At 70.3% G+C, this 20,351-nt stretch carries 17 protein-coding genes; 12 read left to right on the top strand and 5 right to left on the bottom strand.

All coding sequences use genetic code 11. The annotated features are described in order from the left end of the window. Window positions 1-110 precede the first annotated feature (110 nt). The 3 genes from ASG69_RS14365 (at window position 111) to ASG69_RS14375 (ending at window position 3,259) form a co-directional block, all read left to right on the top strand. Window positions 111-1,124 (top strand): DUF3152 domain-containing protein, encoded by a 1,014-nt coding sequence (locus ASG69_RS14365; protein ID WP_051613603.1) that lies wholly within the window; start codon window positions 111-113, stop codon window positions 1,122-1,124. A gap of 19 nt (window positions 1,125-1,143) precedes the next feature. Continuing rightward, a complete protein-coding gene (gene moeB, locus ASG69_RS14370) occupies window positions 1,144-2,322 on the top strand; it encodes a molybdopterin-synthase adenylyltransferase MoeB (protein ID WP_056447817.1) in 1,179 nt (392 codons plus the stop codon). Between the two features lie 82 nt (window positions 2,323-2,404). Continuing rightward, window positions 2,405-3,259 (top strand): TIGR02569 family protein, encoded by an 855-nt coding sequence (locus tag ASG69_RS14375; protein WP_027506841.1) that lies wholly within the window; start codon window positions 2,405-2,407, stop codon window positions 3,257-3,259. On the opposite strand, the gene ASG69_RS14380 is transcribed toward ASG69_RS14375, so the two are convergent. Beyond that, window positions 3,256-3,951 carry a FadR/GntR family transcriptional regulator gene (locus ASG69_RS14380; protein ID WP_037186716.1) on the bottom strand — a complete coding sequence of 232 codons (696 nt, stop codon included), beginning with the start codon at window positions 3,949-3,951 and terminating at the stop codon, window positions 3,256-3,258. The two genes, ASG69_RS14375 and ASG69_RS14380, sit on opposite strands and share 4 nt — an antisense overlap. An 87-nt stretch (window positions 3,952-4,038) precedes the next feature. Between ASG69_RS14380 and ASG69_RS14385 the strand changes: the two genes are divergently transcribed. The 8 genes from ASG69_RS14385 (at window position 4,039) to ASG69_RS14420 (ending at window position 15,669) form a co-directional block, all read left to right on the top strand. After that, window positions 4,039-5,355, top strand: a complete 1,317-nt coding sequence (locus tag ASG69_RS14385) for an MFS transporter (protein WP_056447820.1) — start codon at window positions 4,039-4,041, stop codon at window positions 5,353-5,355. Window positions 5,356-5,498: 143 nt separating this feature from the next. Then, complete coding sequence (locus tag ASG69_RS14390) at window positions 5,499-6,962, top strand: nitrate/nitrite transporter (RefSeq protein ID WP_156380540.1); 1,464 nt, start codon at window positions 5,499-5,501, stop codon at window positions 6,960-6,962. Next, entirely contained in the window at window positions 6,959-9,124 is a 2,166-nt protein-coding gene (locus tag ASG69_RS14395) for a molybdopterin oxidoreductase family protein (protein WP_056447826.1), read from the top strand. The genes ASG69_RS14390 and ASG69_RS14395 overlap by 4 nt, the downstream gene beginning before the upstream one ends. Further along, complete coding sequence (locus ASG69_RS14400) at window positions 9,121-10,653, top strand: FAD-dependent oxidoreductase (protein ID WP_082544647.1); 1,533 nt, start codon at window positions 9,121-9,123, stop codon at window positions 10,651-10,653. The genes ASG69_RS14395 and ASG69_RS14400 overlap by 4 nt, the downstream gene beginning before the upstream one ends. A 47-nt stretch (window positions 10,654-10,700) precedes the next feature. Further along, the gene (gene nirB, locus ASG69_RS14405; RefSeq protein WP_056448055.1) at window positions 10,701-13,214 is read left to right on the top strand and encodes a nitrite reductase large subunit NirB; all 2,514 of its coding nucleotides are present in this window, start codon (window positions 10,701-10,703) and stop codon (window positions 13,212-13,214) included. Window positions 13,215-13,283: 69 nt separating this feature from the next. Next, window positions 13,284-13,739, top strand: a complete 456-nt coding sequence (gene nirD, locus ASG69_RS14410) for a nitrite reductase small subunit NirD (protein WP_051613601.1) — start codon at window positions 13,284-13,286, stop codon at window positions 13,737-13,739. Further along, window positions 13,739-14,944, top strand: coding sequence for a uroporphyrinogen-III synthase (locus ASG69_RS14415; RefSeq protein ID WP_156380541.1), 1,206 nt, complete (start codon window positions 13,739-13,741; stop codon window positions 14,942-14,944). The genes nirD and ASG69_RS14415 overlap by 1 nt, the downstream gene beginning before the upstream one ends. Further along, complete coding sequence (locus tag ASG69_RS14420; protein ID WP_082544648.1) at window positions 14,941-15,669, top strand: sirohydrochlorin chelatase; 729 nt, start codon at window positions 14,941-14,943, stop codon at window positions 15,667-15,669. Before ASG69_RS14415 ends, ASG69_RS14420 begins: the two co-directional genes overlap by 4 nt. Here ASG69_RS14420 and ASG69_RS14425 read toward each other — a convergent pair. Then, window positions 15,611-17,407: an NTP transferase domain-containing protein gene (locus ASG69_RS14425; protein WP_156380533.1), complete on the bottom strand. Its 1,797-nt coding sequence runs from the start codon at window positions 17,405-17,407 to the stop codon at window positions 15,611-15,613. The two genes, ASG69_RS14420 and ASG69_RS14425, sit on opposite strands and share 59 nt — an antisense overlap. Window positions 17,408-17,440: 33 nt before the next feature. Further along, entirely contained in the window at window positions 17,441-17,575 is a 135-nt protein-coding gene (locus tag ASG69_RS23270) for a hypothetical protein (RefSeq protein ID WP_261769634.1), read from the bottom strand. A gap of 75 nt (window positions 17,576-17,650) precedes the next feature. On the opposite strand from ASG69_RS23270, the gene yczR reads away from it, so the two are divergent. Next, window positions 17,651-19,132, top strand: a complete 1,482-nt coding sequence (gene yczR, locus ASG69_RS14430; RefSeq protein WP_056447838.1) for an aminotransferase-like domain-containing protein — start codon at window positions 17,651-17,653, stop codon at window positions 19,130-19,132. Between the two features lie 7 nt (window positions 19,133-19,139). Here the strand turns inward: yczR and ASG69_RS14435 are convergent, their stop codons facing one another. Both ASG69_RS14435 and ASG69_RS14440 read right to left on the bottom strand, forming a co-directional pair. Beyond that, window positions 19,140-19,442, bottom strand: coding sequence for an MGMT family protein (locus ASG69_RS14435; protein WP_027506835.1), 303 nt, complete (start codon window positions 19,440-19,442; stop codon window positions 19,140-19,142). Beyond that, entirely contained in the window at window positions 19,439-20,260 is an 822-nt protein-coding gene (locus tag ASG69_RS14440; RefSeq protein WP_056447840.1) for an alpha/beta fold hydrolase, read from the bottom strand. Before ASG69_RS14440 ends, ASG69_RS14435 begins: the two co-directional genes overlap by 4 nt. Window positions 20,261-20,351 lie beyond the last annotated feature (91 nt).

The raw sequence follows: 20,351 nt of genomic DNA on the forward strand, positions 1-20,351 counted from the left end.
AGGATCACTCAGACATCGGAACTACGCGGCATGAAAGTTCTTCCGGATCGTGACGACGATACCCCGGCGCGCCGACCGGAGGCCGCAGACGCGTGTGAGAACCTGGATCGGTGAGTGACCGACGGCAACCGCAGAGAGAGCCTGCGACGCGTGACGACCGTGCGCGACGCTCGCATCAGCCTCTGCGCGCCCAGTGGGATCCCACCGCGGTCGATCCCGGACGCACACGCGCCGCACGGCCGGAGCGCAGCGCCCGGAAGCAGAGCCGGCTGGGGCGGTTCACGTCGACCTACGGTTGGCGCGCCTACGCGATCCCGATCCTCGCGGTCGTGACGGTGCTCGTGGTCGTCGACGCGATACGCGATCCCGGAACCGCGTCCACGACGGACTCGGCACCCGGATTCCCCGCGCTGAGCAACACGACCGACGACACCGGCATCATCGGTGTCCCGCCGCAGGCCGACGGGAACTTCGCCGAGACGGTGTCCAGTGGTCAGCTGCCCGACGGCGGTCAGTTCGCGGTGCAGGGCGCAGGCACGTGGCGCGTGGTGCCGGGAGTCACCGACCAGGTGGGCCAGGGCACCGAACGCACGTTCACCTACACCGTCGAGATCGAGGACGGCGTGGACACGACGGGCTTCGGAGGCGACGAGTCGTTCGGTCGCCTCGTCGACCAGACTCTCGCCAATCCCAAGAGCTGGACGAACGATCAGCGTTTCGCGTTCCGCCGCGTCGACACCGGTGATCCGGACTTCCGGGTCTCGCTGACGTCGCAGATGACCATCCGCGACGCGTGTGGGTACGACATCCAGCTCGAGGTGTCCTGCTACAACCCCGGTATCGGCAGGGTGGTGCTCAACGAGCCGCGCTGGGTGCGCGGCGCCGTGGCGTTCCAGGGCGACATCGGGTCGTATCGGCAGTACCAGATCAACCACGAGGTGGGCCACGCGATCGGGTACCAGGCGCACCAGCCCTGCGAGACCGACGGTGGCCTGGCCCCGATCATGATGCAGCAGACCTTCGGCACGGCGAACGACGACATCGCGGTACTCGATCCTGCGGGCGTGGTGCCGATGGACGGCAAGACCTGTCGCTTCAACCCCTGGCCGTACCCCAGGGCCTGACCGGGGAGGTACGAGGAGCATGACGATCGTCGACCCGGTGGTGGAACCGGGCCCGGAGCTGAGCCGCGAGCAGGTCGCTCGGTACAGCAGACACCTGCTGCTACCCGACATCGGAGTGCTGGGCCAGCGGCGTCTGCGCAACGCGAGAATCCTGGTGATCGGTGCCGGCGGCTTGGGTTCGCCCGTGCTGCTGTATCTTGCCTCGGCGGGCGTGGGCACCCTCGGCATCGTCGAGTTCGACGACGTGGACGCCTCCAACCTGCAGCGACAGATCATCCACGGCGAGGCCGACATCGGTCGGCCGAAGTCGGTCAGCGCCCGCGAGTCGATCCGGGCTGTGGACTCCACCATCGAGGTCCGGCTGCACCAGGTCCGGCTCGAGCCCCGCAACGCGGTGAACCTCTTCCGCCAGTACGACCTGGTGGTGGACGGCACCGACAACTTCGCGACGCGGTACCTCGTCAACGACGCGGCCGCCGTCGCCGGCATCCCGTACGTGTGGGGATCCATCTATCGCTTCGACGGGCAGGTGTCCGTGTTCTGGGATAGCGCACCCGGCGGTCTCGGCGTCGACTACCGGGACCTCTACCCGGATCCGCCCGCGCCGGGCACTGTGCCGTCGTGTTCGGAGGCCGGCGTGCTGGGCGTGCTCTGCGGGGTCGTGGGCTCGATCATGGCGACCGAGGCCGTCAAGCTGGTGACGGGCATGGGCGACACGCTGCTCGGGCGTCTGCTGGTCTACGACGCGCGCACCATGACCTTCCGCACGGTCACCCTGCGCCGGGACCCCGGTCGCGTGCGGGTGTCCGAGGTGGAGGAGGACTACGAGGTGTCCTGCGGTGTGGCCTCGCCCCTGCCGTCGGTGGACTCGGTGGACGGCGACCTCGATCCGGCGGCCGTGCGCGCGCTGCTGGACGGCGGTGCCCCGGTGGCACTGATCGACGTGCGGGATCCGGTCGAGTGGGACATCGTGCACCTCGACGGCGCAACGCTGATGCCTCTGCCGACGGTGGTGGCCGGTGACGCGGTCGCGTCGCTGCCGACGGACCGGCCGGTGGTGCTCTACTGCAAGACGGGTGTCCGCTCGGCCGAGGCACTCGCGGTCCTGCGGTCCGCCGGCATGGCCGACGTCCACCACCTGCGCGGCGGACTCGAGGCGTGGGCGCGCGACGTCGACCCCACCGTCCCGACGTACTGACACCGGGTTCGGTCACGCGTGCCGGGACACGCGCTCACCGGGGTCTGCGGACTCGCACCGCGGCGGCGGTACGGTGGCCGTCATGACATCGGCGGAACCTCCCCAGCACGTCATCGGCACGTTCGGGCTCCGAGACGTCGCGCCGGTGGCTCTGGGAGCGGACTGGGACGGCGGTTGGCGTCTCGGTGACGTCGTCCTGTCCCCGGTGGCCGATCACGCCCGCGGTGCCTGGTCGGCGAAGGTGCGCGAAACCCTTGCGGTGGAGGGGGTTCGGCTCGCACGGCCGGTGCGGTCGACCGACGGCCGCTACGTCGTGTCCGGATGGCGCGCGGACACGTACATCGAGGGGGTTCCCGAACCCCGCCACGACGAGGTCGTCTCGCTGGCGACCCGGCTGCACGTCGCGACGTCGCAGCTCGAGAAGCCGCGGTTCCTGACCCAGACGCCGGTCGCGCCGTGGAGTGACGTGGACGTGTTCGTCGCCGCTGATCGTGCTGCGTGGGAACAGGTTCCGTTCCGCTCCGCCCGTGCCGGGGGAGCGGTGGAGCCGACGTCGCCGGACGGTGTTCGCAGTGTCGAGGTGATCGGTCAGCTGGCCACCCTACGTCGGCCGGTGCGCGAGCCCGACCAGTTGGTGCACGGAGATCTGTTCGGCACGGTGCTGTTCGACGGAGTGCAGGCTCCCGGTATCACCGACATCACCCCGTACTGGCGCCCCGCGTCGTGGGCCGCGGCCGTGGTGGTCGTCGACGCGCTCTCCTGGGGCGGCGCGGACGACGGGCTCATCGGCCGCTGGGAGGATCTCCCCGAGTGGCCGCAGATGTTGTTGCGGGCGGTGATGTTCCGCCTCGCGGTGCACGCTCTCCATCCGCGCTCGACCGCCGAGGCGTTTCCCGGTCTGGCCCGTACCGCCGATCTGGTGCGCCTGATCCTCTAGTCGGTCGGCAGTGCGCCGGTGTCCCGATCGTCGGCACCGTCCGCGGCGAGCTCGGTGAAGAAGCAGCGTGCGGCGGTGGCCGCCGCGTCGGCGTCCCCGGACACGACCGCTCGGACCAGGGCCGCGTGCTCCTCGTGGAACGCACGGTCGGAATCGGCGTCGTGGTCGAGGATGGTCTCCTCGATACTGGGGAGCAGGAAGTCGTAGACCTCCAGGTAGATGCTGTTGTGGCTGGCCGCGACGATGGCACGGTGCAGGGACACGTCGAGATGCAGGGCCCGGGTGCGGTCGACGTCCCACAGTGCGGTCCGATGCGCCAGGGTGTCCTCGAGCATCCGGACGTCCTCGTCGGTCCGCCGCTCGGCGGCCAGTGTGGCCGCGGTGATGTCTAGCGCCCGCCGCAGCTCCAGGACGTCGCGTCGCCGCGCGGACGAGAAGTACTTGCCGAGGGCCGACGGCATCTCCGACGACGCGAGCACGTAGGTGCCCGATCCCTGGCGCCGCTCGAGCATGCCCGCGTGCACCAGCGCCTGGACGGCCTCGCGAACGGTGTTGCGTCCCGTGCCGGTCAGCTCGGTCAACTCCGGTTCTGTGGGTATCCGCGTACCGACGGCCCACGTCCCGGACTCGATCTCGCCTCGTAACTGGTCGGTGACCTGCCCGATGAGGCTCTGTCGGCGTACGGGTTGCACGTCAGTGTCTTTCTCTCGTGTGGTGTCGGTCTCGGCCAGTCTAGTAGTCCTTTGCCAGACAGGTCGGATCATCCTATGATTCGTCCCATGACTGCGACCGCCACCACTGCCGAGCCCGGGTCACGCTCGACACTGCAGGGCCGGCTGTTGGTGTTCGCGGCACTGATCCTGTCCGCGTTCACACTTCGGGCAGCGGTCACCTCGGTGTCGCCGCTGTTCCCCCGGATCGGCGACGACCTCGGGTTCGGCGCCGGCGCCATCGGGCTCCTCGGGATGCTCCCGACCGCGATGTTCGCGCTGTTCGGCGTGCTCACCCCGGTCATCGCGACTCGTCTCGGACTCGAGCGGACGGCACTCGCCGCGGCGGCTCTGACCGGTGTCGGCATCTTCGCGCGGGCGTTCGCCCCCGGGCTCGGGTCGCTGGCGCTGCTCTCGGCGGTCGCCCTGGCCGGTATGGGCATCGGCAACGTGGTCATCCCGCCGCTGGTCAAGCGCTACTTCTCCGACCGGCTCGCCATGATGAGCACCGTCTACATCTGCCTCCTGCAGCTGGGCACGATCGTCCCGTCGCTCACGGCGGTCCCCGTCGCCGACGCGGTCGGGTGGCGCTGGTCGCTCGCGATGTGGGGTGTGGCCGCCGTCGCCGCCGTGGTGCCGTGGACCGCCATCGTGCTGACGCGACGCACTCGCCCCGCCGCCCCCGCGGTGCGCGGTGCGGAGGCTCCGGCGCAGGACGCCGCCGTGGAGGCCGAGCTCGACGGGCCGCTCACCGAGCCGTCGGCCCAGCCGGTGGCGCCGCCCGTCCCGGTCTGGCGCACCTCGCTCGGCTGGGGGATGGCCGGCATGTTCGCGATGACGTCCATGGTCACGTACTCGATGCTGACGTGGCTGCCCTCCCTCCTGGTCGAGGCCGGCATCAGCGAGGGTGCCGCCGGTGCCTCGCTCGGGGTGTTCGCCGCGGTCGGTCTCGCAGGTTCCCTGCTCGCGCCGTCCTTCACCAGTCGGATGGTCGACCCCTATCCCATCGTCATCGGCTGCGCGGTCTGCTATCTCGCAGGCTTCGCGGGCCTGCTGTGGGCGCCCGCGACGGGCACGGTGCTGTGGCTGATCCTGGTCGGTGCAGGTCCGACGACGTTCCCGATGTCGCTCACGCTCATCAATCTGCGCACGCGCACGGCCGTCGGCTCGGCATCCCTGTCCGGCTTCACGCAGGGAGTCGGGTACACCATCGCCTGCGCCGGCCCCATTCTCTTCGGTGTGCTGCACGAGAACACTGGGGGCTGGGAGTGGTCGTTCGCGTTCCTCACGTGCGGCATCGCCGTGCTGCTGGTCGCCGCCAAGGCCGCCTGCCGTCCGCGCGTCCTCGAGGACGGGCCCGTCCGCCAGGCTCAGTCGCGACCCTGACCCTCACGAAGCAGACCCTCACCAACCCGGAAACACGGACGTGAGGTCAAGTTCACGCACGGGTCACAGCGTGCAGCGCCCCCGCAACATGGTTTTCCTATCTTTGGGCTTCCCCAGAGATCAGGAGGCCACTCGTGACCAGCTTGTCGGATACCGGCGCTGCCACGGCGCCCACCGGTGCCCCCGGTGCAGTCGCTCGTAAGCACCACATCACGAACTGGGACGCGGAGGACGTCGAGGCCTGGGAGGCCGGCGGCAAGCACATCGCCCGCCGCAACCTGATCTGGTCCGTCGTCGCGGAGCACGTCGGCTTCTCCATCTGGTCCATCTGGTCCGTGATGGTGCTCTTCATGCCGATGGCGCAGTACGGCATCGACCCGGCCGGGAAGTTCTTCCTGGTGGCCGTGCCGACATTGGTCGGCGCCATCCTGCGGATCCCGTACACGTTCGCCACCGCGAAGTTCGGCGGCCGTAACTGGACGATCTTCAGCGCCCTCGTGCTGCTGATCCCGACCGTTCTGACGCTGTACTTCATGATGAATCCCGCCTCGTACACGACGTATCTCGTCGTGGCCGCGTTCGCGGGACTGGGCGGCGGCAACTTCGCCTCCTCGATGACCAACATCAACGCCTTCTATCCCCAGCGTGAGAAGGGGTGGGCTCTCGGACTGAATGCAGGCGGCGGCAACATCGGTGTCCCCGTCATCCAACTCATCGGGCTCCTCGTCATCGCGACGGTGGGCAACACCGCACCCGAGATCGTGTGCGCCGTCTACCTCGTCCTGATCGCGGTCGCCGCCGTGGGCGCGGCCCTGTACATGGACAACCTGGACAACCTGGAGACCAACGGCCGCTCCATGATCGACGTGCTGCGTTTCTCCGACTCGTGGTGGATCGCGTTCCTCTACATCGGTACGTTCGGGTCGTTCATCGGTTACAGCTTCGCGTTCGGGCAGATCTTGCAGATCAACTTCCTCGCCGGTCTGGCCGACGGGGGTGCTGTCACCCCGGCCATGCAGGCACAGGCCTCCCTGCACGCCGCTCAGATCGCGTTCATCGGCCCGCTCCTCGGTTCCCTGTCCCGACCGATCGGCGGCAAGTTCGCCGACCGCGTCGGCGGCGGCCGCATCACGATGTACACCTTCGTCGCGATGATCTTCTCCGCCGGCATCCTCGTCGCGACGTCGATGACGGACGACGCCACGGCGGGAGCGGCGACCGGATCGATGATGGTGTTCTACGTCGTCGGCTTCATCCTGCTGTTCGTGCTCTCGGGGCTCGGTAACGGCTCCGTCTACAAGATGATTCCGGCGATCTTCGCGTCGAAGTCGACGTTGCTGGTGGGGATGTCGGCCACCGAGCAGGCCGCGTGGTCCCGCCGGATGTCCGGTGCGCTCATCGGTATTGCCGGTGCGATCGGCGCGCTCGGTGGAGTGGGCATCAACCTGGTCCTGCGCGCGTCGTACTCGGGCGCGGAGAAGTCGGCGACGTCCGCCTTCTGGGTCTTCCTCGTCTTCTACGTCCTCTGCGCCGCGGCCACGTGGGCCGTGTACCTCCGCCGATCCGGCGCGCGTACCGCGAACGAGCAGGACGTGGTCACCGTATGACCGTCGCTGCATCCGTGCCGGAGACCCTTCGGCCACCGGCCACCCGAGCAGGAACGGCGACGCACTGCCCGTACTGCGGGCTGCAGTGCGCGATGACCGTCACCGGCACGGATGCAGCGAGCGCCGGGATCGAGGCCCGCCAGTTCCCGACCAACAAGGGTGGTCTCTGCCAGAAGGGGTGGACCGCCGCCGAGGTGCTGCGAGTGCCCGGCAGGCTCACCACACCACTGGTGCGTGTCGCCGGGGAACTCGTCCCGACGACCTGGGATGCCGCACTCGACGCGGTGGCCACGACGCTTCGACGCGTCCGGGCCGAGCACGGCGCCGACGCGGTCGGGATCTTCGGGGCGGGCGGGCTGACCAACGAGAAGTCCTACATGCTCGGCAAGTTCGCCCGTGTCGCGCTGGGCACGTCGAACATCGACTACAACGGGCGGTTCTGCATGTCGTCGGCCGCGGCCGCCGGCAACAAGTCGTTCGGAATCGACCGAGGACTGCCGTTCCCGTTGGCGGACATCGGTTCCGCGCGGGCCGTGCTGGTGCTGGGCGGCAACGTCGCGGAGACGATGCCCCCCTTCGTGCAGCATCTCCGGACCGCCGCCGACGCGGGCGGGCTCATCGTCGCCGACCCACGGCGCACCGCGACGGTGGACCGGGCGCTGTCCGCCGGCGGAGTGCACCTGCAACTGTCGCCGGGCACCGACCTGGCACTCGCGCTGGGCCTGGTGCATCTGGCGGTGGTCGAGGGGTACGCCGATCGCGACTACATCGACTCACGCACCGAGGGTTTCGACGAGTTCTGGACGGCGGCGGCGCAGTGGTGGCCGGAGCGGACCGAGCGCGTCACCGGCGTTCCCGTCGCTCGCCTGCGGGAGACGGTGCGGTTGCTGGCGCAGTCACGGGACGCGGGCACGGGCGCCTACGTGCTCACCGCCCGTGGCGCCGAACAGCACGCGTCCGGAACCGACACGGTCTCGGCCGTCATCGGACTCTCTCTCGTGCTGGGACTGTGCGGACGACACGGAACCGGATACGGCTGCATCACCGGCCAGGGCAACGGACAGGGCGGACGCGAGCACGGGCAGAAGGCGGACCAGCTTCCCGGATACCGCAAGATCACCGATCCCGCAGCGCGTGAACACATCTCCGCCCTCTGGGGTATCGAGGAGTCCGCACTCCCGGGTGCGGGACTGAGCGCCTACGAACTGCTCGACGCCCTCGGCACCCCCGGTGGTCCCCGCGCGCTCATGGTGCACGGCTCGAACATCGCCGTCTCGGCCCCGCGGGCCGGTCACGTCGTCGACCGGCTCGCCTCACTCGAGATGCTCGTCGTCACCGATTTCGTGCTCTCCGAGACTGCCGCGATGGCCGACGTGGTGCTGCCGACTCTGCAGTGGGCCGAGGAGGAGGGCACCATGACCTCCCTCGAGGGCCGCATCCTGCGCCGGCGCAGGGCCGTGGACGCTCCCGAGGGCGCGCGCGGGGAGCTCGACATCCTCGCCGATCTCGCCGTTCGCCTGGGCCAGCCCGCCGACCGCTTCCCCCGCGACGCACGGACGGTGTTCGAGGAGTTGCGCCGAGCGTCCCGCGGTGGCATCGCCGACTACTCGGGCGTGACCTACGAGCGTCTCGACGCCGGGGAGGCGCTGCACTGGCCGGTACCGTCGGAGACGCACGGCGGCACACCGAGACTGTTCCTGGATCGTTTCGAGACACCCACCGGGCGAGCGCGTTTCGTCACGGTCGACCAGGTCGGGCCCGCAGAACCCACCGACGCCGACTTTCCTCTCCTCGCGACGACGGGGCGGGTGCTCACGCACTACCAGTCCGGTGCGCAGACCCGGCGCGTGCCGTCCCTGTCGGAGGCGGCAGGCCCGATGTTCGTCCAGGTCCACCCGGACACCGCCGGTCGCGCGGGGCTCGAGGACGGCGACGACGCGGACGTCGTCTCGCGCCGCGGAACGGTCGTCGCCCGCGTGCGGTGCGACGCGTCGATGCGGCTCGACACGGTGTTCCTGCCGTTCCACTTCGCCGATGCGGCGCGCGCCAACCTCGTGACCAACCCGGCACTCGATCCCACCAGCCGGATGCCCGAGTTCAAGGTCTGCGCGGTGCGCATCGCCGCGCACCTGGTCGGCGCGACGGACGGGGAGACGGCATGAGTGCACCTCATCGCGTCGTCGTGGTCGGGAACGGCCTCGCCGGTGCCCGGTTGCAGGAGGAGATCCACCGACGCGACTCGGATGCGGCCCGCGTCCAGGTGGTCGTCTACGGCGACGAGAATCACGCCGCGTACAACCGCATCCTGCTCTCCAACGTGGTCGCCGGGCACCTGACCCCGAGGGACACTCGAATCAAGCCCGAGAACTGGTGCGAGCGCAACGGTCTGGAGACGCACATCGGGGTCGCGGTCACGTCGATCGATCGCGAGCGCCGCACGATCACGCGCTCGGACGGGTCCACGGACACCTACGACACGCTCGTCCTCGCCACCGGCTCGCGGTCCTTCCTGCCGCCCGCGCCCGGCATGACCGACGCGGACGGTCACCCCGCGGACGGTGTGGTGGCGTTCCGCACTCTCGCCGACTGCGACGCCATCACCGCAGCAACGGGACCCGGTTCCCGCGTCGTCGTGATCGGCGCCGGGCTTCTCGGCATCGAAGCCGCACGCGGCGCCCTCATGCGCGGATCGGACGTCACCATCGTCCACCCCCGCGCGTATCCGATGGAGAAGCAGATGGACGCCGGTGGTGGCGCCGTGCTGACCCGAGTGTTGCGAGAGCTGGGGATGGACGTGGCGCTGGGCGCTCGGGCCGAGGCTCTGCGTACCTCGCCCGACGGCACGCGCGAACTCGTGTTGTCCGACGGCAGCGCGTTGCCCGCCGACCTGGTCGTCGTCGCGGCCGGGATCCGTCCGAACATCGACCTCGCCGTCGCGGCCGGGCTCGACGTCGACCGCGCTGTCGTCGTCGACGACGACCTGCGCACCTCCGACCCGCACATCCGCGCGATCGGCGAGTGCGCCCAGCACCGCGGTGAGGTCTACGGCCTGGTCCAGCCCGCCTGGGAAATGGCCGGGGTGGTCGCGGACCAGCTGTGCGGCAGCGCGTCCCGCGCCGAGTACCACGGCACCGCGCAGATCACCCGCCTCAAGGCGCACGACGTCGACCTCGCCTCGATGGGCGAGATCGACGTCGACCCGAACGACACCGAGTCCGAGGTCCTGGTCATGAGCGACCCCACCCGCGGCCGGTACGCGAAGGTCGTCGTCCGCAAGGACCGCCTGGTCGGCGCGGTGATGCTCGGCAACCCGGAAGTCGTCGGAACGCTCAGCCAGTACTTCGACGGCGGATCGCTCGTCCCCGTCGACCGTATGACCCTGCTGCTCGGGCACCTCGTCGGTGGACCCACCGAGAGCGCCAACCCGTCGACCATGCCCGACGCAGCCGTGATCTGCCGCTGTAACACCGTCACCAAGAAGCACTTGGTCAGCGCGTGGCGCGGCGGTGCCCACACCCCCGAGGCCATGGCCGAGAAGACCCGCGCCACCACCGGTTGCGGTAGCTGCGTGGGCGTCGTCGACGGCCTCTGCGACTGGCTGCACCGAGCGGATCCCGTCCCCGACAACGGCCGGCCTCCGGCCTTCCCGGTCACAGACGGCCGGCCTCCGGCCTTCCCGGTCACCGCATGACCGACCCGAGTCACACCACCCGTTCACCGTTTCCCGAGGAGATTGTCATGACCGACCAGACCGCTCACCGCACAGCCGTGGTGGTGGGACACGGAATGGTGGGCCACCGGTTCGTCGAGGCGCTGCGCGCACGCGACACGGCCGGCGAGTGGTCCGTCACCGTCCTGTGCGAGGAGGCCCTCCCCGCCTACGACCGCGTCGGGCTCTCGTCCTACGTCGGCGCCTGGGACCACAAGGAACTCGCGTTGGCGGGCAACGACTATGTCGGGGACACCGCGGTGACCCTCCGTACCGGCGTGCGGGCCGAGTCGATCGACCGCGACGCTCGGGTGGTCACCACCTCGGACGGTGCGGCGGTGCCGTACGACGCTCTGGTCATGGCCACGGGGTCCTACCCGTTCGTCCCGCCCATCGCGGGGCACGAACTCGATCGTTGCTTCGTCTATCGCACGATCGACGACCTGGATCGCATCCGCACCTGCGCCGACGCGGCCGGCCCCGGCGCGGTGGGAGTGGTCGTCGGCGGCGGCCTGCTCGGTCTCGAGGCCGCGAACGCCCTGAAGCAGATGGGCATGACGCCGCACGTGGTGGAATTCGCGCCGCGACTGATGCCGCTGCAGGTCGACGAGGGCGGCGGTGCGGTCCTGGCGAAGCTCGTCACCGAGCTCGGTGTCACCGTCCACGCCGGTGTCGGCACCTCGGCCATCGCCGAGAACGATCACGGCATCGACGTCACTCTGGCGGACGGCAGCGTCATCGATGCCGCCCTGCTGGTGTTCTCGGCGGGTGTCCGCCCGCAGGACGCTCTCGCCCGTACCAGCGGCCTCCCGGTCGGCGAGCGTGGTGGCATCCTCACCGACATCGGTTGCCGTACCGAGGATCCCGCGATCTACGCCATCGGCGAGTGTGCGGCCATCGAGGGCCGGTGCTACGGCCTCGTCGCTCCGGGGTACTCCAGCGCGGAGGTCGTCGCCGATCGGCTCGTCGGCGGTACCGCCGAGTTCCCGGGCGCGGACCTCTCGACCAAGCTCAAACTGCTCGGTGTCGACGTCGCCAGTTTCGGGGACGCGATGGGCGCCACCGAGGGCGCACTCGAGGTGGTGCTCAACGATGCCGCGAAGGGCACCTACGCCAAGCTCGTGCTGTCGGACGACGCGAGGACTCTGCTCGGCGGCATCCTCGTGGGGGACGCGTCGGCGTACGCGACGCTGCGCCCGCTCGTCGGCCGCGAACTCCCGGGCGATCCGGCTGCACTGATCTCGCCGAGCGGCGAGAAGCTCGGCGCCGGAGCGCTTCCCGACGATACCGAGGTGTGCTCGTGCAACGGTGTGGACAAGGGGACCATCTGCTCGGCCATCGCTGCGGGCGCCTGCGACATCGCCTCGGTCAAGTCCTGCACCGACGCCGGCACCACGTGCGGTGGCTGTCTCCCCACGATCAAGCAGTTGCTCGCCGCGTCGGGCGTGGTCATGTCGAAGGCCCTGTGCGAGCACTTCTCCCAGTCGAGGCGCGAGTTGTTCGAGATCGTCGCCGGCGCGGGCATCCGCACGTTCTCCGGTCTCGTCGCCGCTCACGGCCGCGGCGCCGGTTGCGACATCTGCAAGCCGGTCGTGGCCTCGATCCTGGCGTCCACGTCCTCGGAACACATCCTCGACGGTGAGCAGGCTGCCCTGCAGGACACCAACGATCACTTCCTCGCCAACATCCAGAAGAACGGCACCTACTCCGTCGTGCCGCGGATGCCGGGTGGAGAGTGCACTCCCGAACAATTGATCGTCATCGGTGAGGTGGCACGCGACTTCGGTCTGTACACCAAGGTGACGGGTGGTCAGCGCATCGACATGTTCGGCGCGCGCGTGGAGCAGCTCCCCGCCATCTGGAAGCGACTGGTCGACGCCGGCATGGAGTCGGGTCAGGCCTACGGGAAGTCGTTGCGCACCGTGAAGAGTTGCGTCGGGTCCACGTGGTGCCGCTACGGCGTGCAGGACTCCGTGGGCATGGCCGTCGACCTCGAGAAGCGCTACCGGGGTCTGCGGTCCCCGCACAAGATCAAGTTCGGTGTGTCCGGCTGCGCCCGCGAATGCGCCGAGGCGCGCGGCAAGGACGTCGGCATCATCGCGACCGAGAGTGGGTGGAACCTGTACGTCGGCGGCAACGGTGGGCAGTCGCCCAAGCACGCGCAACTCCTCGCGTCGGGGCTGGACGACACCACCCTCGTCCGGTACGTCGACCGGTACCTCATGTTCTACGTGCGCACGGCGGACCGCCTGCAGCGCACGGCGCCGTGGGTCGAGAGTCTCGAGGGCGGACTCGACCACCTGCGCGCCGTCGTGTGCGAGGACAGCCTGGGTATCGCCGCGGACCTCGAGGCCGCGATGGCGTCGCACGTCGAGGGCTACAGGGACGAGTGGCGGGGTGTGTTGGAGGACGAGACCAAGCTCGCGCGCTTCGTCTCGTTCGTCAACGCCCCGGAGGAGTCCGACCCCACCGTCTCGTTCGACGAGTCCGGTGCCCGCAAGGTTCCGGTCCTGATGGGGATGCCGTCCGTTCCGGTCGGGTGAGTGGCGGTCATGTCGCCGTAACGGCCGAGTAACACCAGCCCCGTAGAACTGTCCCCAGGGAGGACCACCATGACTGTCATCGACTCAGCACCTCGCCATTCCACGACCGTGACCAGCGGCGACACCGACGAGTGGATCACCGCGCTCGCACTCTCGGAACTCACTCCGGGTCGGGGAGTCGCCGTGTTGCTGCCCTCCGGGGCGCAGGTGGCGTTGTTCCGCACCGGCGACGAGGAGCTGTTCGCCGTGAGCAACATCGACCCCTTCGGACGGGCCGCCGTGATGTCGCGCGGACTGGTCGGGGACCGCGGCGGCGAGCCGACCGTCGCGTCGCCGTTGCTCAAGCAGGTATTCTCGCTGGTGGACGGCCGTTGCCTCGACGACCCGGACACGACCTTGGCGGTACACGAGGTCACCGTGATCGACGGCGTCGTCGCAGTGTCCGCCCAGCCCTCGGGCGCATCGACCCAGACCTCGGGCACATCCGTCCGGCCGAGAAGTGGAACGGAGACGACATCCCCGTGATCGATCAGCCGACCTCGTCCGACGCTCCCCTCGCGGGGTTCACCGTGGGCGTCACCGCGGCTCGACGCGCCGACGAACTGGCCTCGCTGCTGGTGCGGCGCGGAGCGAACGTGGTGCACGCCCCGGCGATCAGGATCATTCCGCTGTCGGACGATGCGGAGCTCGGTCGTCGTACCCACGAGATCATCGAGTTTCCGCCGGCTGTCACCGTGGCCACCACGGGCATCGGTTTCCGTGGCTGGATGGAGGCCGCCGACGGGTGGGGCGACGCCGAGGAGCTCACTCGGGCCCTCGAAGGCACCCGCATCCTCGCCCGTGGGCCGAAGGCCAAGGGAGCCATCCGTGCAGCAGGTCTGCGCGAGGAGTGGTCACCGGAGTCCGAGTCGTCCGCGGAGGTGCTGGAACATCTGTTGGCGGAGGGCGTGGACGGCGTCCGCGTCGCGGTGCAACTGCACGGCGCCACCACCGAGTGGGAGCCGGTTCCGGACTTCTGCGAGGTGCTGCGGCAGGCCGGCGCGACGGTCATCCCGGTTCCGGTCTACCGCTGGGTGCAACCCGACGACTCGGCACCGATGGACCGCATGATCGAGGCCGTACTGTGTGGTGACCTCGATGCGGTGACCTTCACCAGTGCCCCCGCCGTGGCCTCGATGTTGATGCGCGCCAAGGAGAACGGTGTGCTGGAACCGATGCTGCAGTCGTTCCGCGATCGGGTGCTCGCCGTGTGCGTCGGGCCCGTGACCTCCGCTCCGCTCGACGTACTGGGTGTTCCCACGACGGCGCCCGCGCGGGCGCGTGTCGGATCTCTCGTGCGCCACGTCGCCGACGAACTTCCGCGTCGAGCGGGCATCGTCCGGGCCGGCGGTCACGAGTTGCGCGTTCTCGGCGCGTGCGTCGTCGTCGACGGCACACCCAAGGCTCTGTCACCCGCGGGCATGGCCGTGCTGAAGACTCTCGCTCGCCGTCCCGGACAGGTGGTCTCCCGCGAGGACCTGCTCGCCGCTCTGCCGGGCGGGGGCGGCGACACCCATGCCGTCGAGACGGCCATGGCGCGAGTGCGGTCCGCCCTCGGCGCACCCAGAGCGATCCAGACCGTTGTCAAGCGGGGATACCGCCTCGCCGTCGACGACAGCGCGGACGACCTGATCGACGCCGTGTCGAGTGTTCCGGGCGGCGGCCTCGGCCGGACGGGCGAGGCGTCGTGAGCGATCCTCGACTGGTCCTCGTCGCGCACGGCACGCGCAACCCCGCCGGCGTCGAGGTGATCGCCGCGCTGGCCGACGCCGTGGCTCCGCACGTGGGCCCGGTGCGGGTCGCCTTCGTCGACGTGCTGGGACCCACTCCGTCGGAGGTTCTGCGCGATGTCGACGGCCCCGTTGTGGTCGTGCCCGCCTTCCTGGCCTCGGGTTATCACGTGCACGCGGACGTGCCCCGCGAGATCGCCGAGAGCGGTCACGACGACGTCCACGTCACCCGCGCACTGGGCCCGGATCTCGACCTCGCGCGGGTACTGCGTGACAGGCTCGAGCAGATCGGATGGACGACCGGCGATCGCATCGTCCTCGCCGCGGCGGGCTCCTCCGACGTGCGGGCCCTCGACGACGTGCACACCGCGGCGGATCAGCTCGCCGCCGTCACCGGATCGGCGGTCACCGTCGCCTACGTCGCCACGGGCGAGCCGCGCGCGGCGGACCTGGTCCCCACTCTGAAGGCCACCGGGGAGAAGGTCTTCGTCGCCTCGTACCTGTTGGCGCCCGGTCTCTTTCACACGAGGTTGCGGTCCGCTGGAGCGGACGGTGTCACCGAACCGCTGGGGCTGCACGGGGGAGTGGTGCAGCTGCTCGTCGATCGCTACCGCGAGGGTGCCGACGTCATCTCTGCGGCAGCGGCACGATCTCGACGGGAGCGCCCGGACTCCGGCCTGCAGTGACGACGGCGATGCCGTCACGGCCCACCAGCGCGGCGAGATGTGCTGTACGCACAGAGCTCTCGCACCGCCAGGTACCCGCACCGAGGTAGGACGCGGGCAGGGCTCGAGTGACGTCACCGGCATCGACCTCGGTGGCCAGTGTTCCGGTCAGCGGTATCGGGACGGACCGTCCGGTCAAGGCCGCGGCGATGGCGGGCCCGAGCAGCATCACCGTGGTGACGGCGGCATACGGATTGCCGGGAACACCCAGGACCACGCGATGATCGGGCAGCTCCGAGACGGAGGCGGAACCGCCGGGGCGACAGGCGAGTCCGTCGACGACACGGTGTGCTCCGGCACGTCGAAGTGCGTCGTCCAGTCGATCCGCGGCGCCGCCGCCGGTCGCGCCGATGATGACGACGACGTCCGGCGGTGCGGAGTCCGCACCGCCGTGGATCGCCGCGTCGAAGGCATCGTCGGTGTCGGCGCAGTGCGCGACGTCGGCGAGTGCGAACCCGCACGACCGTAGGTACGTCGGCATGACCGGCCCGATGGTGTCGCGGATGCGCCCGGCCACCGGCGCGGTGTCGTCGCCGATCTCGTCGCCCGTGAGAACGAGTCGGACGGTCGGGGCGGGGCGCGTCGACGCCCGGATCACGCCGGCAGAGAGCGCGGCCGACACGACGGCGGGGGAGATGACGGTGCCCGCCGGCGCGAGTTCGCTTCCGCCGTCCCAGTCCTCGGCGACACTGCGGGCGTCGTCGCGCACGGGTGCGCCGTCCGACCGGTGGAGCAGACCGTCGTCGTCGAGAACGACGAACTCGTCGCGTACCACGCCCGCCTCCGCCGGAACCGCTGCGCCGGTGGCGATGCGCACCGCGTGGCCGGTGTCGAGGACGACGTCGTCGGTGGCGCCGGCGACCACCACGGCGTCGTCGACGTGCCAGGGTCCGTCGCCGCGCACGGCGTAGCCGTCCATCGCGGACGTGACGAAGCTCGGAAACGGGCGTGCGGCGATCAGCGGCTCCGCGAGCGTGCCGCCGAGGCTGTCGGCCAGGGACGCGGTACGAGGTGTGATCGCGGTGAGTCTGCTCCCCACGAGGACGCGCGCCACCTCGACGGAGGGGCGTCTCGACGCGGTGCGGACGGCCGCGAGTTCGGTGGGCGTGTCCACGTCGTCGATGCCGGTGAGCGCCACGGTGCCCACGACGTCCGGCAGGGCGTCGCGGATGGACGGGCCGCGCTCGGCGTCCGCCGGACAGCGTGCGAGCGCGGCGGTGACGCCTCGAACGAGGGCGTCGCGACGCCAGGCGCCCACGAGGTACTGGGTGCGACCGGTCGAGTCGGTTCCGAACACTGCTTCGACTGTCGTGTCTCGCAGCAGTTCTCGCACGAGCAGTCGGAGTGCAGGCTCGGTGATGTACGGCAGGTCGGCGGACAGGGTCAACACGACGTCGTTCTCCCGCGGACCGTCACCGTCGTCGACGGTGACGGCCAGCCCGGCCGCCAACGCACGTACCGGGCCTCCGAACGGCGGGTCCTCGCGGGTGCGGCGGACACGCCTCGGTCCCGGCGGGTCGGCAGTCACGTCGTCCGGTCCGACGAGGACGGTGACGGTGCAGAACGACGTCGCTCCCAGCACCCGATCGACGAGGGTGACTCCGTCCACGAGCGCGGCAGGCTTGGTGGTTCCCTGCATCCGTGAGCTGCGTCCGCCGGCGAGTATCAGCGCGTCCGTGCGCGCTGTGCGTCCCGACATGTGATCCACAGTAGTGGAGGCGACGCGGCAGCCTCATCGACCGGTGGTGGACACGGGCCGACTGCGCGGTGGGCCCTCGAGAGAGTGGCGACCGCCGCCCGCGACGGCGACGGCGCCGAACCCGATGCTGAGAGTGGACAGGGCCAGAAGTGTTCCGATGACGATCATGGACAGAGTCTCGACCGGCGAGAGGCCTGATGGAGCAGTCCACTGGACTTGAGTGGACTGTGGCATAGTGGCGGCATGGCATCCACTCCCGCACGGCTGCGCGACGGGTTGTCGGCGCGCGCACTCGCCGCCGCGATCGACATGACCGCCGTCGCGCGGGACAGTCGGTCCCTGTACCTCGGACTCGCGCAGGAACTGCACCGTCTCGTCGAGGAAGGCGCGGTGGCCGCCGATGCCCGCCTGCCCGCGGAGCGCGTCCTCGCGTCGGTGCTGGGGGTCAGCCGTGTGACGGTCGCGTCGGCCTATCGCGAACTCCGTGAGCACGGCATCGCGGTGTCGGTGCACGGGGCGGGCACCTTCGTCGTTCCGCGCGGGGACAGTCAGCCGTGGGGCGGCATCCTGCGCGGCACCCAACCGGGCGTGCTCGAATTCGTCAACGCCGCGCCGCCGGCCTCGGCCCTGCTGGGACCCGCTTACGACGCTGCTGCCCGCGCGCTGAGCACGACGGGCCTGCACGTCGGCTACGTGCCCACCGGTGTGGGCCGACTGCGCGAGGCGATCGCCCGGTACTACTCCGCTCGCGGGCTCCCCACCAGCGCCGACCAGATTCTCGTGACCGCGGGCGCCAGCGATGCGTTGCACGCCGTGATCGACACCTTCGTCGAACAGGGCAATCGTGTGCTGACCGAACACCCGACCTACCCGGGCGCCATCGACATGGTGCGAGCCGTGGGTGGCAAGTGCGTTCCGGTGGCCATCGATCCGGATGATCCTGACACGTTCGTGGAGAACATGGACAGGGCTGCGCGGCAACATGATCCGGTACTGGCCTACCTGATGCCCGACCACTCCAACCCGTCCGGAGCGGTGTTGCCCGAGACGTCCCGGCGTCGGCTCGCGGCCACGCTGCATCGGCACGCCGTGGTGACCGTGGTGGACGAGGCGTCGGCCGACCTCCGTCTCGACGGCGACGCCGACGTCGAGCCGTTCGGCGCACCGGTCCCGGACCGCGCCTGCATCACGGTCGGATCGTTGAGCAAGACCGTCTGGGGCGGGCTGCGGGTGGGGTGGGTGCGCGCGGACCCGGTGCACCTGGCGCGCGTGGCCACGACCTACGCGAGGCGGCAGCTCTCGGTGTCGATGATGGATCAGTACACGGCCGTGGAACTGTTCGGCGAGTACGACGCGGTGGTGACGCACCGCGCCGATCAGCTGCGGGCGGGTCGCGACGCGGCGATGGCGGCCGTGACGCGGTCGCTGCCGGGCTGGACCTTCCACCGGCCGCGCGGCGGACTGTCGCTGTGGTGCACATTGCCACCGGGTGTCCGGTCGACGGACCTGGTGGAATCGGCCCGCGGGCGCGGACTGCTGCTCGCCCCCGGGTCACGCTTCGGGACGGGATACGCCTTCGACGAGTGCCAACGCATCCCGTTCTCCCGCAGCCCCGAGGAGATCGAGGACGCGGTCGCCGTCCTGGCGGAACTGGTGGGAGCGGGAGTCGATGCCGGGCCCCGCGAAAGCGTTCCGTCGCACGCCGTCCCCGAAGCGATGGTCTGACACTCGATCAGGGCTCGTGGCGGTACCGGACCGAGGCCAGAGCGATGCGGCCGTCGACGGACGACACCCCCTCCTCGGCCAGCGCCGCGAGCTGACGTGTCACGAGGTGGGGAGCCGGGCGGCCGTCGGCACGGATGACCCGGTGCCACGGCAGATCGGAGGAGTCCGTCCGCATGATCCACGCGACGATGCGTGGGCTGGGCAGTCCGACGACCCGGGCGATGTCGCCGTACGTGGTGACACTGCCCGGGGGGACTGCGGCCACGACGGCGCGCACGGCCTCGACCTGTTCGTCGGTGATGCGGCTCACGACGTCGTCACGCGTCGGATCATCTCGTCGACCAGAGCGGCCGATTCGGGACCCTTCGCCTGCGGCACCATGTGGTCGCAGTCCAGGTCGACGATCCGCACGTCCGGCGACGAGCGGACGAGTGCGTCCCGGAACTCCGGTGTGAGGTACGGCGGGTCCACCCGCGCGGCGCGCACGACGGTGACCGGAATGTCACTGGGCGGCAGCACGAACGGGCGCGCGAGCTCGCCCCACGACGCGACGACGGCGGCCGTCGACGTCCGCCATCGCACTCGCCCGTCGTCGGTGTCCACCAGGTGTTCGGCGATCTCCTCGTCGACGAGAGCCGGGTGGACGTCGGACCACGCGCCGTGGAGCTTCTCCGAGCGTGCCTCCGCGGCATCGGTGTAGTCGTCGTACAGCACCGTCGACTGCGCCGTCTCCAGCATCGAGTCCGGCGACAGGCCGATGGCGGGATCGAGCAGCACCAGTCCCGCGACGAGCGACGGGAACGACCTCGCGAGATGGATCGCGAGCGCGCCCCCGTAGGAGTGGCCGACCACGACGACGGGCCCGGCCGAGTGGGCCCGTAGGACGGCGGCCAGCCGATCGACCTGGCGCTCGATCGACCACGGCGGAGTCCACGGTGCCCTGCCGTGACCCACCAGGTCCGGAGCGACGACGCGGGCCTCGGGCAGGTGCTCGCTCCACCGTTGCCAGCGCCTGCCGTGGCCGGTCATGCCGTGGATCGCCAGGACCACCGGTCCGGACGCCGGGCCGTACACGGCGACGTCGTCGGCATCCGTCGTGGGGGCGGGGGATTCGGAGGTCGTCGGCATGGGGTCTCCTGAGCGGTCGAGTGTCGACGCGGTGGCGGAACCGAGTCGGTCTCGGAGAGGGGGCTGTGTGGGAACTGGGGGTGTGTCGGAC

It is taken from the genome of Rhodococcus sp. Leaf225 (genome assembly GCF_001426145.1).
Classification (GTDB): Bacteria; Actinomycetota; Actinomycetes; order Mycobacteriales; family Mycobacteriaceae; genus Rhodococcoides.

Bases quoted from the DNA above. Each gene is read 5' to 3' on its own strand.
- moeB (WP_056447817.1), top strand. From the start codon at position 1,144: ATGACGATCGTCGACCCGGTGGTGGAACCGGGCCCGGAGCTGAGCCGC.
- ASG69_RS14375 (WP_027506841.1), top strand. From the start codon at position 2,405: ATGACATCGGCGGAACCTCCCCAGCACGTCATCGGCACGTTCGGGCTC.
- ASG69_RS14385 (WP_056447820.1), top strand. From the start codon at position 4,039: ATGACTGCGACCGCCACCACTGCCGAGCCCGGGTCACGCTCGACACTG.
- ASG69_RS14395 (WP_056447826.1), top strand. From the start codon at position 6,959: ATGACCGTCGCTGCATCCGTGCCGGAGACCCTTCGGCCACCGGCCACC.
- ASG69_RS14400 (WP_082544647.1), top strand. From the start codon at position 9,121: ATGAGTGCACCTCATCGCGTCGTCGTGGTCGGGAACGGCCTCGCCGGT.
- nirB (WP_056448055.1), top strand. From the start codon at position 10,701: ATGACCGACCAGACCGCTCACCGCACAGCCGTGGTGGTGGGACACGGA.
- nirD (WP_051613601.1), top strand. From the start codon at position 13,284: ATGACTGTCATCGACTCAGCACCTCGCCATTCCACGACCGTGACCAGC.
- ASG69_RS14425 (WP_156380533.1), bottom strand. From the start codon at position 17,407: ATGTCGGGACGCACAGCGCGCACGGACGCGCTGATACTCGCCGGCGGA.
- ASG69_RS23270 (WP_261769634.1), bottom strand. From the start codon at position 17,575: ATGATCGTCATCGGAACACTTCTGGCCCTGTCCACTCTCAGCATCGGG.
- yczR (WP_056447838.1), top strand. From the start codon at position 17,651: ATGGCATCCACTCCCGCACGGCTGCGCGACGGGTTGTCGGCGCGCGCA.
- ASG69_RS14440 (WP_056447840.1), bottom strand. From the start codon at position 20,260: ATGCCGACGACCTCCGAATCCCCCGCCCCCACGACGGATGCCGACGAC.